Origin of the sequence: Aliiglaciecola sp., assembly GCF_039982535.1 — a bacterium.
Taxonomy (GTDB): Bacteria; Pseudomonadota; Gammaproteobacteria; order Enterobacterales; family Alteromonadaceae; genus Aliiglaciecola.
The window spans coordinates 58974-74101 of sequence record NZ_JBDWYG010000066.1 but is presented as its reverse complement, the minus strand read 5'-3'; the positions used below and the strand labels follow the sequence as shown (position 1 = coordinate 74101).

At 39.6% G+C, this 15128-nt stretch carries 17 protein-coding genes and 1 tRNA gene; 10 read left to right on the top strand and 8 right to left on the bottom strand.

Annotation, left to right across the window (positions count from 1 at the left end; genetic code table 11):
- Positions 1-88: 88 nt before the first annotated feature.
- The 5 genes from ABJV04_RS17815 (at position 89) to ABJV04_RS17795 (ending at position 4191) form a co-directional block, all read left to right on the top strand.
- Positions 89-1153, top strand: coding sequence for a patatin-like phospholipase family protein (locus tag ABJV04_RS17815; protein ID WP_348492955.1), 1065 nt, complete (start codon positions 89-91; stop codon positions 1151-1153).
- 121 nt (positions 1154-1274) lie between these two features.
- A tRNA-Val gene (locus ABJV04_RS17810) sits at positions 1275-1351 on the top strand.
- Positions 1352-1904: 553 nt separating this feature from the next.
- A complete protein-coding gene (locus ABJV04_RS17805; protein ID WP_348492954.1) occupies positions 1905-2309 on the top strand; it encodes a hypothetical protein in 405 nt (134 codons plus the stop codon).
- A gap of 22 nt (positions 2310-2331) precedes the next feature.
- Positions 2332-2787 carry a hypothetical protein gene (locus tag ABJV04_RS17800; protein ID WP_348492953.1) on the top strand — a complete coding sequence of 152 codons (456 nt, stop codon included), beginning with the start codon at positions 2332-2334 and terminating at the stop codon, positions 2785-2787.
- Between the two features lie 294 nt (positions 2788-3081).
- Positions 3082-4191: a putative zinc-binding metallopeptidase gene (locus ABJV04_RS17795; RefSeq protein WP_348492952.1), complete on the top strand. Its 1110-nt coding sequence runs from the start codon at positions 3082-3084 to the stop codon at positions 4189-4191.
- Between the two features lie 134 nt (positions 4192-4325).
- Here ABJV04_RS17795 and ABJV04_RS17790 read toward each other — a convergent pair whose 3' ends face one another.
- Complete coding sequence (locus ABJV04_RS17790) at positions 4326-5060, bottom strand: peptidase (RefSeq protein WP_348492951.1); 735 nt, start codon at positions 5058-5060, stop codon at positions 4326-4328.
- Between the two features lie 190 nt (positions 5061-5250).
- Between ABJV04_RS17790 and ABJV04_RS17785 the strand changes: the two genes are divergently transcribed.
- Positions 5251-6705 carry a circularly permuted type 2 ATP-grasp protein gene (locus ABJV04_RS17785; protein WP_348492950.1) on the top strand — a complete coding sequence of 485 codons (1455 nt, stop codon included), beginning with the start codon at positions 5251-5253 and terminating at the stop codon, positions 6703-6705.
- 1 nt (position 6706) lies between these two features.
- Entirely contained in the window at positions 6707-7627 is a 921-nt protein-coding gene (locus tag ABJV04_RS17780) for an alpha-E domain-containing protein (protein WP_348492949.1), read from the top strand.
- A 58-nt stretch (positions 7628-7685) separates the two neighbouring features.
- Here the strand turns inward: ABJV04_RS17780 and ABJV04_RS17775 are convergent, their stop codons facing one another.
- From ABJV04_RS17775 to ABJV04_RS17745, 7 genes are all read right to left on the bottom strand, one after another.
- Positions 7686-7835 (bottom strand): entericidin A/B family lipoprotein, encoded by a 150-nt coding sequence (locus tag ABJV04_RS17775; RefSeq protein ID WP_348492948.1) that lies wholly within the window; start codon positions 7833-7835, stop codon positions 7686-7688.
- 211 nt (positions 7836-8046) lie between these two features.
- A complete protein-coding gene (locus tag ABJV04_RS17770) occupies positions 8047-8292 on the bottom strand; it encodes a hypothetical protein (RefSeq protein WP_348492947.1) in 246 nt (81 codons plus the stop codon).
- Positions 8293-8333: 41 nt separating this feature from the next.
- Positions 8334-9329, bottom strand: coding sequence for a DUF3080 family protein (locus ABJV04_RS17765; RefSeq protein WP_348492946.1), 996 nt, complete (start codon positions 9327-9329; stop codon positions 8334-8336).
- Between the two features lie 100 nt (positions 9330-9429).
- Positions 9430-9642 carry a CPXCG motif-containing cysteine-rich protein gene (locus ABJV04_RS17760; RefSeq protein ID WP_348492945.1) on the bottom strand — a complete coding sequence of 71 codons (213 nt, stop codon included), beginning with the start codon at positions 9640-9642 and terminating at the stop codon, positions 9430-9432.
- A gap of 8 nt (positions 9643-9650) precedes the next feature.
- Entirely contained in the window at positions 9651-10394 is a 744-nt protein-coding gene (locus ABJV04_RS17755) for a pteridine reductase (protein ID WP_348492944.1), read from the bottom strand.
- Positions 10395-10489: 95 nt separating this feature from the next.
- Entirely contained in the window at positions 10490-11350 is an 861-nt protein-coding gene (locus ABJV04_RS17750; RefSeq protein WP_348492943.1) for a fructosamine kinase family protein, read from the bottom strand.
- Between the two features lie 103 nt (positions 11351-11453).
- Positions 11454-12122, bottom strand: a complete 669-nt coding sequence (locus tag ABJV04_RS17745; RefSeq protein ID WP_348492942.1) for an START domain-containing protein — start codon at positions 12120-12122, stop codon at positions 11454-11456.
- 180 nt (positions 12123-12302) lie between these two features.
- Between ABJV04_RS17745 and thrS the strand changes: the two genes are divergently transcribed.
- The 3 genes from thrS to rpmI all read left to right on the top strand — a co-directional run bounded on the left by thrS (position 12303) and on the right by rpmI (position 15117).
- A complete protein-coding gene (gene thrS, locus ABJV04_RS17740; RefSeq protein ID WP_348492941.1) occupies positions 12303-14219 on the top strand; it encodes a threonine--tRNA ligase in 1917 nt (638 codons plus the stop codon).
- A gap of 4 nt (positions 14220-14223) precedes the next feature.
- Positions 14224-14778 carry a translation initiation factor IF-3 gene (gene infC, locus ABJV04_RS17735; RefSeq protein ID WP_303473613.1) on the top strand — a complete coding sequence of 185 codons (555 nt, stop codon included), beginning with the start codon at positions 14224-14226 and terminating at the stop codon, positions 14776-14778.
- A gap of 141 nt (positions 14779-14919) precedes the next feature.
- Positions 14920-15117, top strand: a complete 198-nt coding sequence (gene rpmI / locus ABJV04_RS17730; RefSeq protein ID WP_348492940.1) for a 50S ribosomal protein L35 — start codon at positions 14920-14922, stop codon at positions 15115-15117.
- Positions 15118-15128: the final 11 nt, after the last annotated feature.

The window sequence follows — 15128 nt, the reverse complement described above, 5'->3', positions numbered from 1 at the left end:
ACTATTAAAAACAAAAATACTTTTGATGCTTGCAAATAAGCCACTGATTGGTACATTAATTGGCACTTATTCAATGGGTTAAAATTTTGTGCAAGTACTTGATTTATATGCAGGACCAACTGCTCTAAAAGAAATTCAGCAGCATGGTTTAAAACAACAGATGTTTGATTACATGCTAGGTGCTTCTGGGGGACCAAAGTGGTTTGTGTTGGCGGGTTTAGATAGGTATGTGTTCTCGACATTTTTTGCCCAACGTCAAACACCTCTGCAGATTATTGGTTCGTCAGCAGGTGCTTTTAGGTTTGCTTGTTTTGCGCAACAAGAGCCTTTAGCTGCTATTAATCGTTTGGCAGATCACTACTCACGTACAGAGTACAGCGATAAGCCCACCGCCAGAGAAATCACTCTTTCAGGTCTAGAGTTATTAGATTACGTGTTAGGGGACAATGGTGTAGATGAGATTCTTAACAACCCCATTATTAAAGCTCATTTTATTGTTGCTCGATGTAAAGGGCTGACCCAATTTGAAGCCAAACCTTTGCAGTTAACCGGTCTTCTGGCAAGTGCTGGAGCGAATGCTGTTCAACGTCGGTTTTTACAACGGTTTTACGAGCGATATGTTTTTACCTCTCCTACCAGTGAATTGCAGATAGTGGATCCGAATAAAATGCCAACCCGCTATGTACCTTTGTCAAAACGCAACCTTACTCAGGCCTTAATGGCCTCTGGTTCCATCCCCTTGGTGATTGAGGGGGTACAGAATATCAATGGTGCTCCTAAGGGAATGTATCGAGATGGTGGCATCATCGACTATCATTTTGATTTAAACTTTGGCCCCCACGATGGATTAATATTCTATCCACATTTTTATCCTAAGCCGATTCCTGGTTGGTTCGATAAATCACTGAAGCGTCGATTACCCCATAAAAGTAGCTATGATAAAGTGGTTATGGCTGTTCCATCTGACGAATTTGTTGCTTCTTTACCCTATCAAAAAATTCCAGATAGAAAAGACTTTGAAACTATGAGTTCCCATGAGCGTATTCGTTATTGGCAAACAGTAATTGAACAAAGTGATAGGTTAGGGGAGGCATTTGCCAACCTCACTCAAGATAAAGACGTGGCAAATAAAGTGAAACCTTATAACTTTTAGGCGTTATGTCGAAAAATTACGCATTTGTTTCAACAAAGCTGAAAAACTCCTTGAAGATAGGGATAAGCATCGTTATTATACGCGCCGCTTGAGACATTCGTGTTAAGCGTCTTTATACAGTGCGTCCGTAGCTCAGTTGGTTAGAGCACTACCTTGACATGGTAGGGGTCGGTAGTTCGAGTCTACTCGGACGCACCAATTTCAAAATATCGATAGAAATTCACAGTAAATTACGTTTAAAAGCACTAACAAAATCACCAGAGCACTACCGCTTTCTATGGCCCGGTCCGAAGGTCGGAGATTCCAGTCTACTCGGACGCACCAAATTCAAAATATCGATAGAAATTCACAGTAAATTACGTTTAAAAGTACTAACAAAATCACCAGAGCACTACCGCTTTCTATGGTCCGGTCCGAAGGTCGGAGATTCGAGTCTACTCGGACGCACCACTTTATATCGAAGATCTTTTAGTGTTCTATCAACCCTCGCAAATATTTAACAGCAAAGCTTTACTTCGATTTTAAATTTGTCAGCCATTGTCTTATGGGCACGCTATAAATCTTGTTTAAGTGTTATACCTCATGCAGATATAGACCTTTATCCAAATAACAAAACAATAGAAAGTAACCCAGTTTCAATAGGTTAATTTGATGGGGTAAAATTTTTCAGTTTAATTCACATTTTGTGTTGACGTTAGAGAACTTATTACTTAATCTAAATGATAATGATTATCAATAAGGTTTTGGTCATATGTATTGTTTTGCATTTACGAGTTTAGAGATGGAAGTGAAAAACCCTTCTAAAGATGCCGAGTTTGAATTAATAAATCGGTATGTGCACGCTGGATTGGAAAGGGCTAAAGGAATGTACGATAGCCAAGACACTAAGGCTGCACATTTACGTATTGTAGATACTTTATTGAATGTAGTTTGTGACAGTCTGCTAACCATAGCATGGCGTAAGTATTGTTTTCGCATGATTCAACGTCTTAAACCTTTGTTGTTTGAGATATTAGAAAAGCGCCAATATCAGCGAAAAATTGCGGATATTACAACCCTTTATAATTACTTTATTGAGCATACTCACAACACTGGCATAAGCATACTCAAAGCCAGTGGCCCCCAAATCTTTTCTTTTAATCCATCACGCAAATAATCAAAATCGAGAGGATCTTAGCATGTCATATTTTCAATTTGTTTGTCCAAGCCACCAAGTTTGGGTTGAGGATCACCCTAAAGAAGCATTTCAAAAAGTAAATGAGTTAACAGATTATGCTGAACTTCTGTTTCAAAAGGGTCAGTATCAAAATGTTATTCCCTTTTTAGGTACGGCTTTAGAGACCACTGAAATTATTTTTGATAGTCGCTTAGAGTCTCCACAGTTGACAACGAAAATGACAGCTATCGCTATTATGTTAGCCAATTCATATTCGGCTTTAGGAGAAACCGATAAAGCTTGTATATTTATCCGAAAAATTCGCCAAAAGCTCAATAGAGCAATTAATTGTGCGGAAGGTTACTCGGCAAAAGTGGCATTTTTTAGGCATTGCGAGACGGCTTTATTAGAAGCAGATTCAAATTTAGATGAAAATCACAGTTATTTTGGCAATATGCCAACGTCTCAATTGCATTAATTTAATAACCTTTAGGATTCAATGTGTTGAATGATAAAAAAGCGTCGTTCTCTAATTTGACCGGCAATTTTGCCAAAATATATATAATCCATCTAGGTTATTTAAGGTCATGCTTTTCTTAACTATTATCTGAATATTTAACGACAATGATAATTTTACTATTTGCTCTCTTGCAACCATGATCCTTGCTTGGGATTGCTATTATCACAAATGCGGGTTCTAATACGCGGCTAAAGATATTTTACTGAAGTTGAATTTTCACTTTAGTTTGAAGTTATATCCAGGACGCTTTTTTTGAAAACATTTACATGCCAATGTGGTAATACTTTACATTTTGCGAACGTTCAATGCGTATCGTGTGGCTTACTGTTGGGTTTTATTCCGCAAGAAAACAGGTTGAGCGCGTTTACCACAAATCAATATGGCAATTTACAAGCTTCCAGCAATGGCAAGTTATATAAACAATGTAAAAACTATTCCGATCACAATGTTTGTAATTGGATGGTTCCCCTTGAAGAAGATCACGAATATTGTCTCTCTTGTCGACTTAATGAAGCCACTCCCGATTTAGATGATGCGGAAAACCAAGCGTTATGGGCCAAAATGGAACAGGCAAAAAGGCGTCTATTGTACACGTTGTTAAAACTTAATTTACCCTTAGTTCGCCGTGGAGAAGACCCCAATAATGGTTTGGGTTTTGCATTTTTACGTGACAAAACCCAAGATTCCTTCGGCAATGAGTTAACTGTTAAAAGCTTTGTGACCACAGGTCATGCTAATGGTTTGATTACCATTAATCTTAATGAAGCCGATGACAGTGCTCGGGTGGATATGCGGGAAAAAATGAATGAACGCTATCGTACTTTGTTGGGGCATTTTCGACATGAGTCAGGCCATTACTATTGGGATAGATTGATTTCAGGGACAGACAAAATAGACGAGTTCCGTCGGTTATTTGGTGATGAGCGACTGGATTATGTGCAGTCCATGGAAACGTATTACGCAAATGGACCTAGCGAAAATTGGCAAAGTGTATGGATAAGTGCTTATGCTAGTATGCATCCATGGGAAGATTGGGCTGAAACATGGGCTCATTATTTACATATGTTAGATACCCTAGAAACGGCAAATGATTACGACTTTTCCATTTCTGGAAATAAAATTGCCAGTCCTATTCCTAATACCGATAGTGTTATCGATCAGATTTATACATCCACCTCATTTACTCATTTATTTAATGATTGGTGTCAGTTAACCAAGGTGTTAAATGCTTTAAATCGCAGTATGGGATTAGATGATGCGTATCCTTTTGTCATTTCTATATCAGCGTTGGACAAACTACGATTCATCCATGAGGTGGTTTTAGAAACGGACATGTTCAAATTAACCGAAGGGGCTGCTTAATCCTCGCCGCAGTAACCGAATACGTTACTGCACCTAGTTAATACCGTGATTTGTATCATCCTGCATAGGCGTTTCCAGAATTGACGCAAATTCCAGATAACGCCTGTCAAAAACAACTATCTCCCTTGAGTTAGCTACTTCTCCCAATCGAATCGGGGAAGATTTTCGAACGCTTTTTTCAGCCCTTCATTCCACTGCTTCTGTACTGATCTATACATATTACTATTGGTAGTTAATACGTTGTGGTAAGGCTCTTCAATCTGGTCATTACGGTGAATTGCTAGCTCAATTGGTGGTCCAACTGAAATATTACTGCGAATTGTTGAGTCTAATGAAACAATTGCGCATCTGGCGGCGTCTTCTAATGATGTGCTAGGAGTGATAAAACGATCTAAAATAGGTTTGCCATATTTGTTTTCACCTATTTGCAAATAAGGTGTTTCATCAGACGCCGAAATATAATTACCTTGGGGGTAGATTAAAAATATCTTACTTTTCTTGCCTTTAATTTGGCCACCCAATAAAAAGCTAGATTCATTGCTGGTTTTTGATTTTTCCATGGCATCGGCATGGCGTTTTTGCTCTTGTTGACTCAAATCGCCAATATATTGTGCTACTTCATGAAGGTAGTTTCCTTTGCTGATATCAAAATCAGCATTGGGATCGGATAGGTCGCGTTTTATTGCATTAATGACAGCTTGAGAGGTCGCTAGGCTACCAGAGGTAGTTATTACTATTGTGCGGTTATCGGGAAATACGAAGGTGGTCATCTTACTGTAAGTGGCAACATAATCTACTCCGGCGTTCGTGCGAGAGTCGGAGGCAAAAACTAAACCCTTATTTAAGGCAATGGCTAAACAGTAGGTCAATTGGCTTCTCTTTGGAGTTGGAAAGGTTAAAAATGTATCGTTATGCACAAAATATGTGCATATGACGCTGCTTATTTATTTTGAACGCTGGTGAATTTAAAAACAATAAAATTTTAAATTTAGCATCTATCAAAACGTATCTACTTCAGTATACTGATAAAAAACAACAATAAATCAGTTTGGAGGATCTATGGCGATTAGGTGGGGAAACTATGCAATAGGTCAATTCTATGATGAGCTGATACAAGGGCGTTCTAAACCCAGAGGACATGCAAAAGATCTATGTGACTATCTTAAAGGCTTGTCTGATAACGAGATAAAAGAATATAAAGCAGCATCTGACTCTGCTATCCAAGTTATGGGGATTACCTTCAGAGTGTATAATGATGAAGAGGGATCTATCGACCGAGCTTGGCCATTCGATATTATACCTCGGCTAATTGAACTCAAAGAGTGGCAACAAATCGAATTGGGGCTCAAACAGCGGGTAAAAGCACTGAATATGTTCATCGATGATCTTTATAATGATCAGAACATCATTAAAGATGGGATTTTTCCAGCCGATTTACTAAAAAAATCTAAAAACTTCTTAAAAGATTGTATTGGTGTAAAACCACCCCAGGGCATATGGGCGCACATTTGTGGTTCTGATTTAGTCAGGGATCACAATGGCACTTTTTATGTGCTAGAAGATAATCTGCGGGTACCTTCTGGTGTTTCATACATGTTAGAAAATCGACAGGTAATGAAGCGGGTTTTCCCCGAAATGTTTGAAAAGTATAATATTCTTCCCATCGATAATTATCCTTCAGATTTATATGACATGTTGGCAAGTTTATCGCCAAGGGATGTTAAAGAGCCTGAAATTGTAGTACTCACCCCTGGAATATATAATTCAGCGTATTTTGAGCATGCTTATTTAGCGCAGCAAATGGGCGCTGAGTTGGTAACAGGTGATGATTTAGTCGTTAAAGACGATGATTGTGTGTACATGCGAACCATTAATGGACTCAACCGAGTCGATGTCATTTACCGTCGCACCGACGACTGGTTTATTGACCCTGAAGTGTTTAACCCCGATTCTAAATTAGGGGTTCCTGGACTAATGCGTGCATGGAAAAATGGCAACGTTGGCTTGGCTAATGCGCCTGGTTCTGGGGTTGCTGATGACAAAGTTGTTTACAGCTACGTACCTGAAATTATTAAATATTATTTAAATGAGGAAGCTCTTCTTCCCAATGTTCCAACGTACCGATGTATTAATCCAGAAGAACGTGAGTATGTGTTAGACAACATTGAAAAAATGGTTGTGAAGCCAGCAAATGAATCTGGTGGCTATGGCATGTTAATTGGCCCACATGCTTCAAAAAGAGAACATCAAAAATTCCGACAGTTAATCAAAAAAGATCCACGCAACTATGTTGCACAACCCATGTTGTTGCTATCAACTGCACCTACTTTAATCGATAACAAAGCTGAAGGACGACACTTAGATCTAAGACCTTTTATTTTAAGTGGGCAAGATATCAAGGTAACCATGGGGGGATTAACTCGAGTCGCTATGACGAAAGGCTCTACAGTCGTTAATTCATCCCAAGGTGGTGGTAGCAAAGATACATGGATTGTTGATATGGAGGGCGATTAATATGTTGTCACGTGTAGCCAGTAATTTGTGTTGGATGGGGCGTTATTTAGAACGAGCAGAAAACACAGCAAGATTAATTAACGTCAATTTTAATCTACTTTTAGATCTTCCCAAAAGTATCGTTTTAGGCTGGGAGCCACTGGTCGATATTGTGTCAAATCGCGATGAGTTTTACGCTAAATATCAAGAAGCAAATGAGCGTAGCGTATTGAATTTTATGGTGGGGGATACTAAAAATTTGGGTTCTATTGTCAGCTCTCTAAGTGCTGCTAGAGAAAACGCCAGAACCATCCGTGAAATTATACCTAGAGAGGCCTGGGAACAGATTAATGAGTTGTATTTATTTGCCCATGCCAATCGTCAAAAGGCTATAGCTCGACGCTCTCGTTACGAGTATTTGACAGAAATAATCGAATCTAATCAGAAAATTACCGGCATTCTTGTGAGCACAATGACTCGTGATGAAGCTTATCAGTTCTTGCGTATAGGTCGCAATTTAGAGCGGGCTGATATGACCACGCGGATTATCGATGTTCGCTCGGCATCGCTGGTGCAAGACATGGAAACGGAGCAATCTGCTTTAGAAAACTTACAGTGGATGAGTGTATTAAAGTCACTCACTGCTTATCAAATGTACCGTCGGGAAGTGCGTTTCAAAATTCGACGACCGGATGTTTTGAAGTTTTTAATGTTAGAAAACCGCTTTCCCAGAGCATTGATACACACTCTCAAACAAGTTGAGAATTGCTTGCGGGAGTTACCCAATTACGAGCAATGTGTTGAAATGACATCAATGGTTGAAAAGCAATTAATGGAAGCTAACCCGCAATTACTTATTCAAGATAAACTGCACGAATTTATTGATGAAATGCAACTTGGTTTAATTAACGTTTATAACAAGATTGATGAAACTTATTTCTAAGCTTGGATAAATCTAGAAATTTAGGCTCAACATTGCTGAAATGTTGAGCCTTTATTTGTTAGTTTTCAGCGTCATTCGCCGCGTCTTGTATCGCATCTCCTGCGCTTTCGATATCTTCACCTGCACCCTCGATAGTGGCACAACCGCAAAGCATTAAAAAAGTAAGTGTTAAGGTAACAAGAATTTTAAGTTTTGACTGTAAGCTCATAATATTGCCTCACTGTGATTTAATAATTAAAGGTTCACCTGTCTTTTCTTAAAGCGAGTATAGTGCCAATTGTTAACTGTATGAAATTTATGGTATTTTATTAATTTGGTCGAAATTAACAATATGCTCTTTGCTATTTTTTCACTAAGTCTGGAATAATTTACACGGTAAGTTGATGCAGCTAAATTAAAGCAAAATGGCCACGGCCAATTTAGCTGCGTTGTTGTCGATAACGGTGATAGATCTTTCCCCATCGCCATGATAGTCCTAAGTCACTTAGTTTTGAATGGATTTCACTGGGTTGATCGGCACTGTGAATAGGTAGGTCCGAGGATAAATAGCGCACTTGCCAAATGCCGATATTTGCATCCCGCTGGAACTGAATTTTACCAATCAATTGATTTTGCTTATAAACAAAACAGGTACGTTGGGAGTATCGAATATTATTAGTTAACATGACTGTTATTATATACAGTTGTTTGGGCTGAGCTAGACTTTTTAATTGCTAGGTTGGCACTGGCTGAATAGGTTTTGCCAAAGTAATTGATGGCGACGAAGAGCATCAATATACAAATCGTAATCTGACTTTCGTTGCCTTAAAAATACTTTAAACTCATTGGCAAGTACTGGATTTTCCAGCAAATCTTGAAAGTAGGGGGCTAAAGTATTGTCTGCACTTGTTAGCCGGTTTGTTGTCGGTAGGATCTTTTTAATGAAGTTTCGTTGGTATACTAATTTAAGTTCTTCAATTTGTAGAGAAGATGAGGATACACTGCAAGACAGCTCACTGAACGCTAGACTCAAGCTATCATTCAATTCATTTAACCAAATACGCAACTGAATCTGTGTTTGCCAAATTTGGGCTGCCAATGGCTGTTTACGCATGGTATTTAAAGCTGTTTCTAAATCGTCAATATCTGTCTGTTTAGGTAAATACAAGGTCACTAATAAGCTCAAAGAAGCTTCGTATGCTTGCAGTTGGTTTTGCTTTACTTGGGTAAATAGCTCTGTATTACTGCTTAAAGACCGTCTAATTTCGGAACTGCTAAGGATCATTTGCGCCCACACTATAGGAAGGGTTTCCTGTTTATGTGTTATCCATTGACGTAACTGTTGTTGCTGCTCTTTGTCACTAGTTTGTTGAAGACATTCTTGTAGCCCTTGAATTAACTTAACTTCGTATGCAAACCGTTGTGATGGCAATTGGACCTTGCCTAAGGCGGTATTGCGCTGTGCAATAAGAAGAGATACAGGACAATGCTTTAATGCATAAAAATCCCGTAATTTGATGTTCGTTTCCGGAAGGTTAACTTTCAATTTTTCAGCAGCAGGGTAACCCAATGAAGGGCGATCATCGTCAAATTGCAACGTAATATTAAGCTCATCGCTAATCTGCTTTTGGTACGCATGAAAATTTGCTTGAATTGAGGATTGACCGCAGGCCGATAACAACGTTAAACAACCAAAAAACAGCAGCCACTGTGTTGATGACAAATAAACCACCTTTTCACTGATTAATACAATACTTCGCCCAACGAATGTAAGGCACTTTTTGATTAAAAATCTGAACTTAACTTAAGGGTAACACTAACGCCTAATATAATTGCTCATCATCGGAGTTGATCTTAATTTGAAGTTTACGGTTAAGATCATCAATATGGAGTTTAACGTGAAACTCGTGACAGCAATTGGGACATTCTTCAAAAAAGTCTTGATCACCATTACTGCAATCTATTCTTATGTGTAAATGATGACCACATTCTGGACAAGCAATGGTTTGTTCAGTTTCAAATACTTCAGTACTCATTAATTCTCCTATGCGACACTAGGGTTCGCTATGCTGCGACCTCCATCGACCGCCACTATCTGGCCGGTAATGTAAGAAGCCGAGATTAAAAAAGCGATTGCTTCAGATATGTCTTTTTCGTTGCCTAACCGACCTAAAGGGATCTGAGACAAAATCGCATTTTTTTCATTTTCAGGTAAAGCCGTGTCTGGCCATAAAATTGCGCCAGGAGCAACACCATTTACACGAACATTAGGGGCCAGTTCTTGTGCAAGTGATTGGGTTAATGTTACTAAAGCGGCTTTAGCCATGCAGTATATAGTATGGCCTGACAATGGGCGTTGTGCATGAATATCCACCATATTGATGACAACACCTTGATTTTGTATAAGTTGTTTTTGCAATTTTTGAATTAAAAACAGCGGGGCTTGAGCGTTACTACCCATTAATGCTTGCCAGTCTGTTGAGTTAAACGTAGTTAGAGGGGTGGGGTAGAAAGCGGATGCATTATTAATCAATACGTCTATGCGTCCAAATGACGCTATTGCGGACTCGGCTACTTGGTCTAACTGTTGTAAGTCACATAGATCACCTTGAACCCATTTGACTGAATCGATACGTTTTTCATTTAAACGCGTTGAGAGTGCTTTTACTTGGTCTACCGAGTTGTGACAATGCAATACAATTCGATAGCCTAAATTGTGTAGATAGTTTGCAGTGTATGCGCCAAGACGCTTGGCACTACCAGTGATAAATACGACTTTGTTTTCCATTATGCTTCGTTGTTTCATTTAGTATAATTGAGAAGACTATCTGGGATAGATTGTGGGTACAAGTAGGGTTTTCATTCTGAACTATCGTCTGGGGTTTACCCTTGCATGTTTTTTAGTAAAGACGTTGCCGTTTGCAAATAATTGCCACCAAATAATAATGCGTGATTTAGAATATGGTAAAGCTGATAAACAGGCTTTCTGAAATCGTACTGCTTACTAAGAGGCCAAGTTTCATTGTAACCTTGATAAAACGCCGCAGGAAATTTGTTAAACAATTCGGTCATTGCTATGTCTGTCTCTCTGTCTCCATAATAAAAAGCAGGGTCGAATATCACCGGCGTATCATGTTGAAATCCAGTGTTACCTATCCACAAATCACCATGTAACATGGATGCCTTGGGGTTATGGCCTTGTAATAGCTTCTCAACACTCACAACTACGTTGTCAATTGCGGCAATAACATGGCCTTTTTCTGCGAGTAGCTGCAACAAATAGCCTATACGTTGTTCTGCAAAAAACTGGGGCCACTTTTTTGCCCACCGGTTCGGTTGAGGCGTTAAACCAATGAAGTTATCCTCTTGCCACCCATACATATTTTGGGTTTGATTCTGATGCATATTGGCTAACTTTGAACCAAAATCGAACCATGTTTGTTCGCTGCCTTCTCCTAATCGAAGGTACTCTAAAACCAGATAACTTTTATTTTCACAAATACCAGAACAGATTACCTTTGGGACTTTGAACTCATTGGCGTTTGCAAGATGAGTTAAACCTTCAGCTTCGGCACTAAAATTCGCTATTTTATCTTCATCATTGAGTTTGACGAAAAACCGTTTTTTTCCATCGGTAATGCGAAAAGCACTATGTGAATCTCCTTCAGATATTTCACGAATATCATCACATATAAATTCTTGGTTTAATTGTTGACTGATTTGGTCGCTAACAAAATGCCACATAATTTCGACTTAATTTAGCTGTAAATTCTGAGTATGGAACACGCGACAATAATTGATGGTCTTTTTCATTATTAAAATACGTCTTTTATAACTTTTTGTAATTTTAAGAGCTGGGATCACCCAATATCTCACCTAGATTACTAAAGGTCTTAAACATTGAGGAAACCATCATCTTGTTGGCTAGCCAAATAGGGAGGTTGCCAGAAGGGTTACCAAAGCCAATATATTCAATTAGCATATTATTTTTTGTTGTGGCTTTTACCAGCCATTGCCCCTGCACATTTTGGATACGTACAAGGTTGTGATTGTTAGACGAATATGCAGGGTAATCTTGGATTGTTATTTTAATATTTTGCTGTTGAGTGTCCATTTCAGTTATGGACTTGGTGATCATTTCTCGCTCTTTAACAGGCCAAGGGGCTTTGAATATGGTCCTGACGATTTTCTCCTGTGCAGACGGAGAGGCGAGGAGTTCGACTTTTTCGCAGTTATCAATCCAATTAGCGGCGGTATCAATATCATCTAAAAGAGCCACAAAATCCATGGGAGCACCTTTAACAGTAATTGATGCTTTAAGCCAAACATAACCACTGGGATCACTTGTGGTGTGAACTTTAATATGGCCTTTTTGTTTTACTTGAAGCCAATTTTGACTGACTGGATTGGCAAATACCTGACAGTTCACCACTAAGTAAACACAGCATATGACGTATTTTAAACATCTATTATATGTTTGTTCTGATTGCATCGTGGCTAATATTTTAGGTATCATATGCTCTTCTCCCTGATCGTAGCAGGGCTGATTTAATTAACTTATTCATTTTTCGGTTTAAGTTGTTTGAACACCCTCCATAGGGTGTTTTTTATTACTTATACACTTAAAACTGAAAAATAACTTTATAATTCACACGTGGCGCTTGGTAGGTGTCACCACTGTGTAAAGGATTATTCAATGCTAACAATTACTCTTCCTGATGGCAGTCAACGCCAGTTCGAAAATTCCGTTTCCGTATTAGATGTAGCCAATGATATTGGACCAGGGTTAGCGAAAGCTACCATCGCCGGTAAAATAAACGGCCAGTTGGTCGATGCTGTCGACATGATCACCGAAGACGCTAGTTTACAAATTATTACCGCCAGAGATGAAGAAGGTCTAGAAATTATTCGTCACTCATGCGCGCATTTAATTGGTCATGCAATCAAACAGCTTTATCCCGATGTGAAAATGGCCATAGGCCCAACCATCGATAATGGTTTTTACTATGACATCGATATGGAACATTCACTCAATGAAGATGACTTGGTAAAACTTGAAAAGCACATGTTGAAATTGGCTAAAACCAGTTATGACGTGGTGAAGAAGAAAGTTAGTTGGCAAGAAGCTCGCGATACCTTTGAAGCGCGAGGCGAGAGCTACAAAATAGAAATTTTGGATGAGAACATCAGTAAAGATGACCATCCAGCATTATACCATCATGAAGAATACGTAGACATGTGCCGTGGTCCTCACGTGCCTAACATGCGTTTCTGTCAACATTTCAAAATTATGAAAGTGGCAGGGGCTTACTGGCGTGGTAACAGTGACAACAAAATGTTGCAGCGTATTTACGGCACAGCTTGGGCAGATAAAAAACAACTTAAAGCTTACCTTAATCGTTTGGAAGAAGCTGAAAAGCGTGATCATCGTAAAATTGGTAAAGCCCTTGATTTATTCCATTGGCAAGAAGAAGCGCCAGGTATGGTGTTTTGGCACAATGATGGCTGGAGCATATATACCGAGTTAGAGCAGTATATCCGTGGTAAGCAACGTGAATATGGCTTTGGCGAAGTGAAAGGGCCTCTGATGATGGACCGTGTACTTTGGGAAAAGTCCGGCCATTGGGATAAATATGCGGAAAACATGTTTACCACTGAATCTGAAAAACGTGAATATGCAATCAAACCCATGAACTGTCCTGGCCACGTACAGATTTTTAACCAAGGTTTGAAATCTTACCGTGACTTACCGCTGCGCATGGCGGAATTTGGTTGTTGTCACCGTAACGAACCATCAGGAGCTTTGCATGGTTTGATGCGAGTACGTGGATTCACTCAAGATGATGCGCATATTTTCTGTACCGAAGATCAGATACAGGCCGAAGTGGCAAGTTGTATCGAAATGATTTATGAAGTGTACAAAGTATTTGGCTTCGAAAAAATTGTGGTTAAATTATCGACTCGTCCTGAAAAACGTGTCGGTTCTGATGAAGTGTGGGACAAAGCTGAACAAAAACTTGCTGATGCACTGACTTCAAAAGACATTGATTTCCAATATTTGCCTGGAGAAGGGGCGTTTTATGGCCCTAAAATAGAATTTACTCTACACGATTGTTTAGACCGTGCTTGGCAGTGTGGTACTGTGCAACTTGATTTCTCTATGCCAGAGCGTTTAGGTGCCACTTATGTTGCCGAAGACGGAGAACGTAAAGTACCGGTAATGATTCACCGTGCAACATTAGGGTCATTAGAACGCTTTATCGGAATTTTGACTGAAGAGTACGCTGGCTTTTATCCTACTTGGTTAGCACCAACTCAAGTTGTGGTAATGAATATTACCGACAAACAGGGTGAATATGCGGCAAATGTAGCGAAAAAATTACAAGAAATTGGAATTAGATCGAAGTCGGACTTGAGAAATGAGAAGATCGGCTTTAAAATCCGCGAGCACACTCTAAGACGTGTCCCGTTTTTGTTAGTCGTAGGCGACAAAGAAATGGAGGCAAACGAAGTAGCGGTGCGCTCTCGCAAGGGTGACGACCTCGGTAAATTCTCAATTGAAGGGTTTATGGAGTTGATTAATCAACAGGTCGCATCTAAGCAATTAGATTAATTTCGTGGAGGAACGACATATTAAAGGCGCTAATAATAAGGCTCAAGGCGATAAAGCCAACATCAATGAAGAAATCACAGCGACAGAAGTTCGCTTAATTGGTAAAGAAGGTGAGCAGTTAGGGATAGTATCTCTTGGAGAAGCTCAAACACTTGCCGACCAAGCTAGTTTGGATCTGGTTGAGATTAGTCCAAACGCTGAGCCGCCTGTATGTAAGGTAATGGATTACGGAAAGTTCCTTTTCGAGAAGAGTAAGGCTCAGAAAGAGCAGAAGAAAAAACAAAAGCAAATTCAGGTCAAGGAGATTAAATTTCGCCCTGGCACTGATGAAGGCGACTACCAGGTAAAACTGCGCAACCTGCGTCGCTTTCTAGAAGGTGGTGATAAGGCCAAGGTAACGATTCGTTTTCGCGGACGTGAAATGGCCCACCAAGAGATCGGCATTGAACAACTAAAACGTGTTCGCACGGATTTAGAAGACATTGCTAACTGCGAATCTTTCCCTCATAGGGTAGAGGGTCGTCAGATGATCATGGTGCTCGCCCCAATTAAGAAGTAGTAAAGGTTTACAAGTAACTGAGGACCGTAAAATCGGATCTGCACCTTAAGTTCACCTTGCTACTATGTTGAAACATCGACCCCAGAGTAGTCATGCAAAGCATGTCCTCAAGTGTGGTCTTAACAATGCGGAGTTTTAGCAATGCCTAAAATGAAATCCAATAGTGGAGCAGCCAAGCGTTTTAAAAAAACCGCTTCAGGTCGTTTCAAAAGCAAGCAGTCTCACTTGCGTCACATTTTGACCAAGAAGAGCTCTAAGCGTAAACGTCACTTGCGTGGCAAGAAATTAGCCCATACAGCTGACACTGCGTTGATTCAACGCATGTTACCTTACGTTTAAAGCACAGGAGA

What these genes read in the sequence shown, in the direction of transcription:
- ABJV04_RS17805 (WP_348492954.1), top strand. Translation starts at nt 1,905, where the DNA reads ATGTATTGTTTTGCATTTACGAGTTTAGAGATGGAAGTGAAAAACCCT.
- ABJV04_RS17800 (WP_348492953.1), top strand. Translation starts at nt 2,332, where the DNA reads ATGTCATATTTTCAATTTGTTTGTCCAAGCCACCAAGTTTGGGTTGAG.
- ABJV04_RS17785 (WP_348492950.1), top strand. Translation starts at nt 5,251, where the DNA reads ATGGCGATTAGGTGGGGAAACTATGCAATAGGTCAATTCTATGATGAG.
- ABJV04_RS17780 (WP_348492949.1), top strand. Translation starts at nt 6,707, where the DNA reads ATGTTGTCACGTGTAGCCAGTAATTTGTGTTGGATGGGGCGTTATTTA.
- ABJV04_RS17775 (WP_348492948.1), bottom strand. Translation starts at nt 7,835, where the DNA reads ATGAGCTTACAGTCAAAACTTAAAATTCTTGTTACCTTAACACTTACT.
- ABJV04_RS17770 (WP_348492947.1), bottom strand. Translation starts at nt 8,292, where the DNA reads ATGTTAACTAATAATATTCGATACTCCCAACGTACCTGTTTTGTTTAT.
- ABJV04_RS17760 (WP_348492945.1), bottom strand. Translation starts at nt 9,642, where the DNA reads ATGAGTACTGAAGTATTTGAAACTGAACAAACCATTGCTTGTCCAGAA.
- ABJV04_RS17755 (WP_348492944.1), bottom strand. Translation starts at nt 10,394, where the DNA reads ATGGAAAACAAAGTCGTATTTATCACTGGTAGTGCCAAGCGTCTTGGC.
- ABJV04_RS17750 (WP_348492943.1), bottom strand. Translation starts at nt 11,350, where the DNA reads ATGTGGCATTTTGTTAGCGACCAAATCAGTCAACAATTAAACCAAGAA.
- ABJV04_RS17745 (WP_348492942.1), bottom strand. Translation starts at nt 12,122, where the DNA reads ATGATACCTAAAATATTAGCCACGATGCAATCAGAACAAACATATAAT.
- thrS (WP_348492941.1), top strand. Translation starts at nt 12,303, where the DNA reads ATGCTAACAATTACTCTTCCTGATGGCAGTCAACGCCAGTTCGAAAAT.
- rpmI (WP_348492940.1), top strand. Translation starts at nt 14,920, where the DNA reads ATGCCTAAAATGAAATCCAATAGTGGAGCAGCCAAGCGTTTTAAAAAA.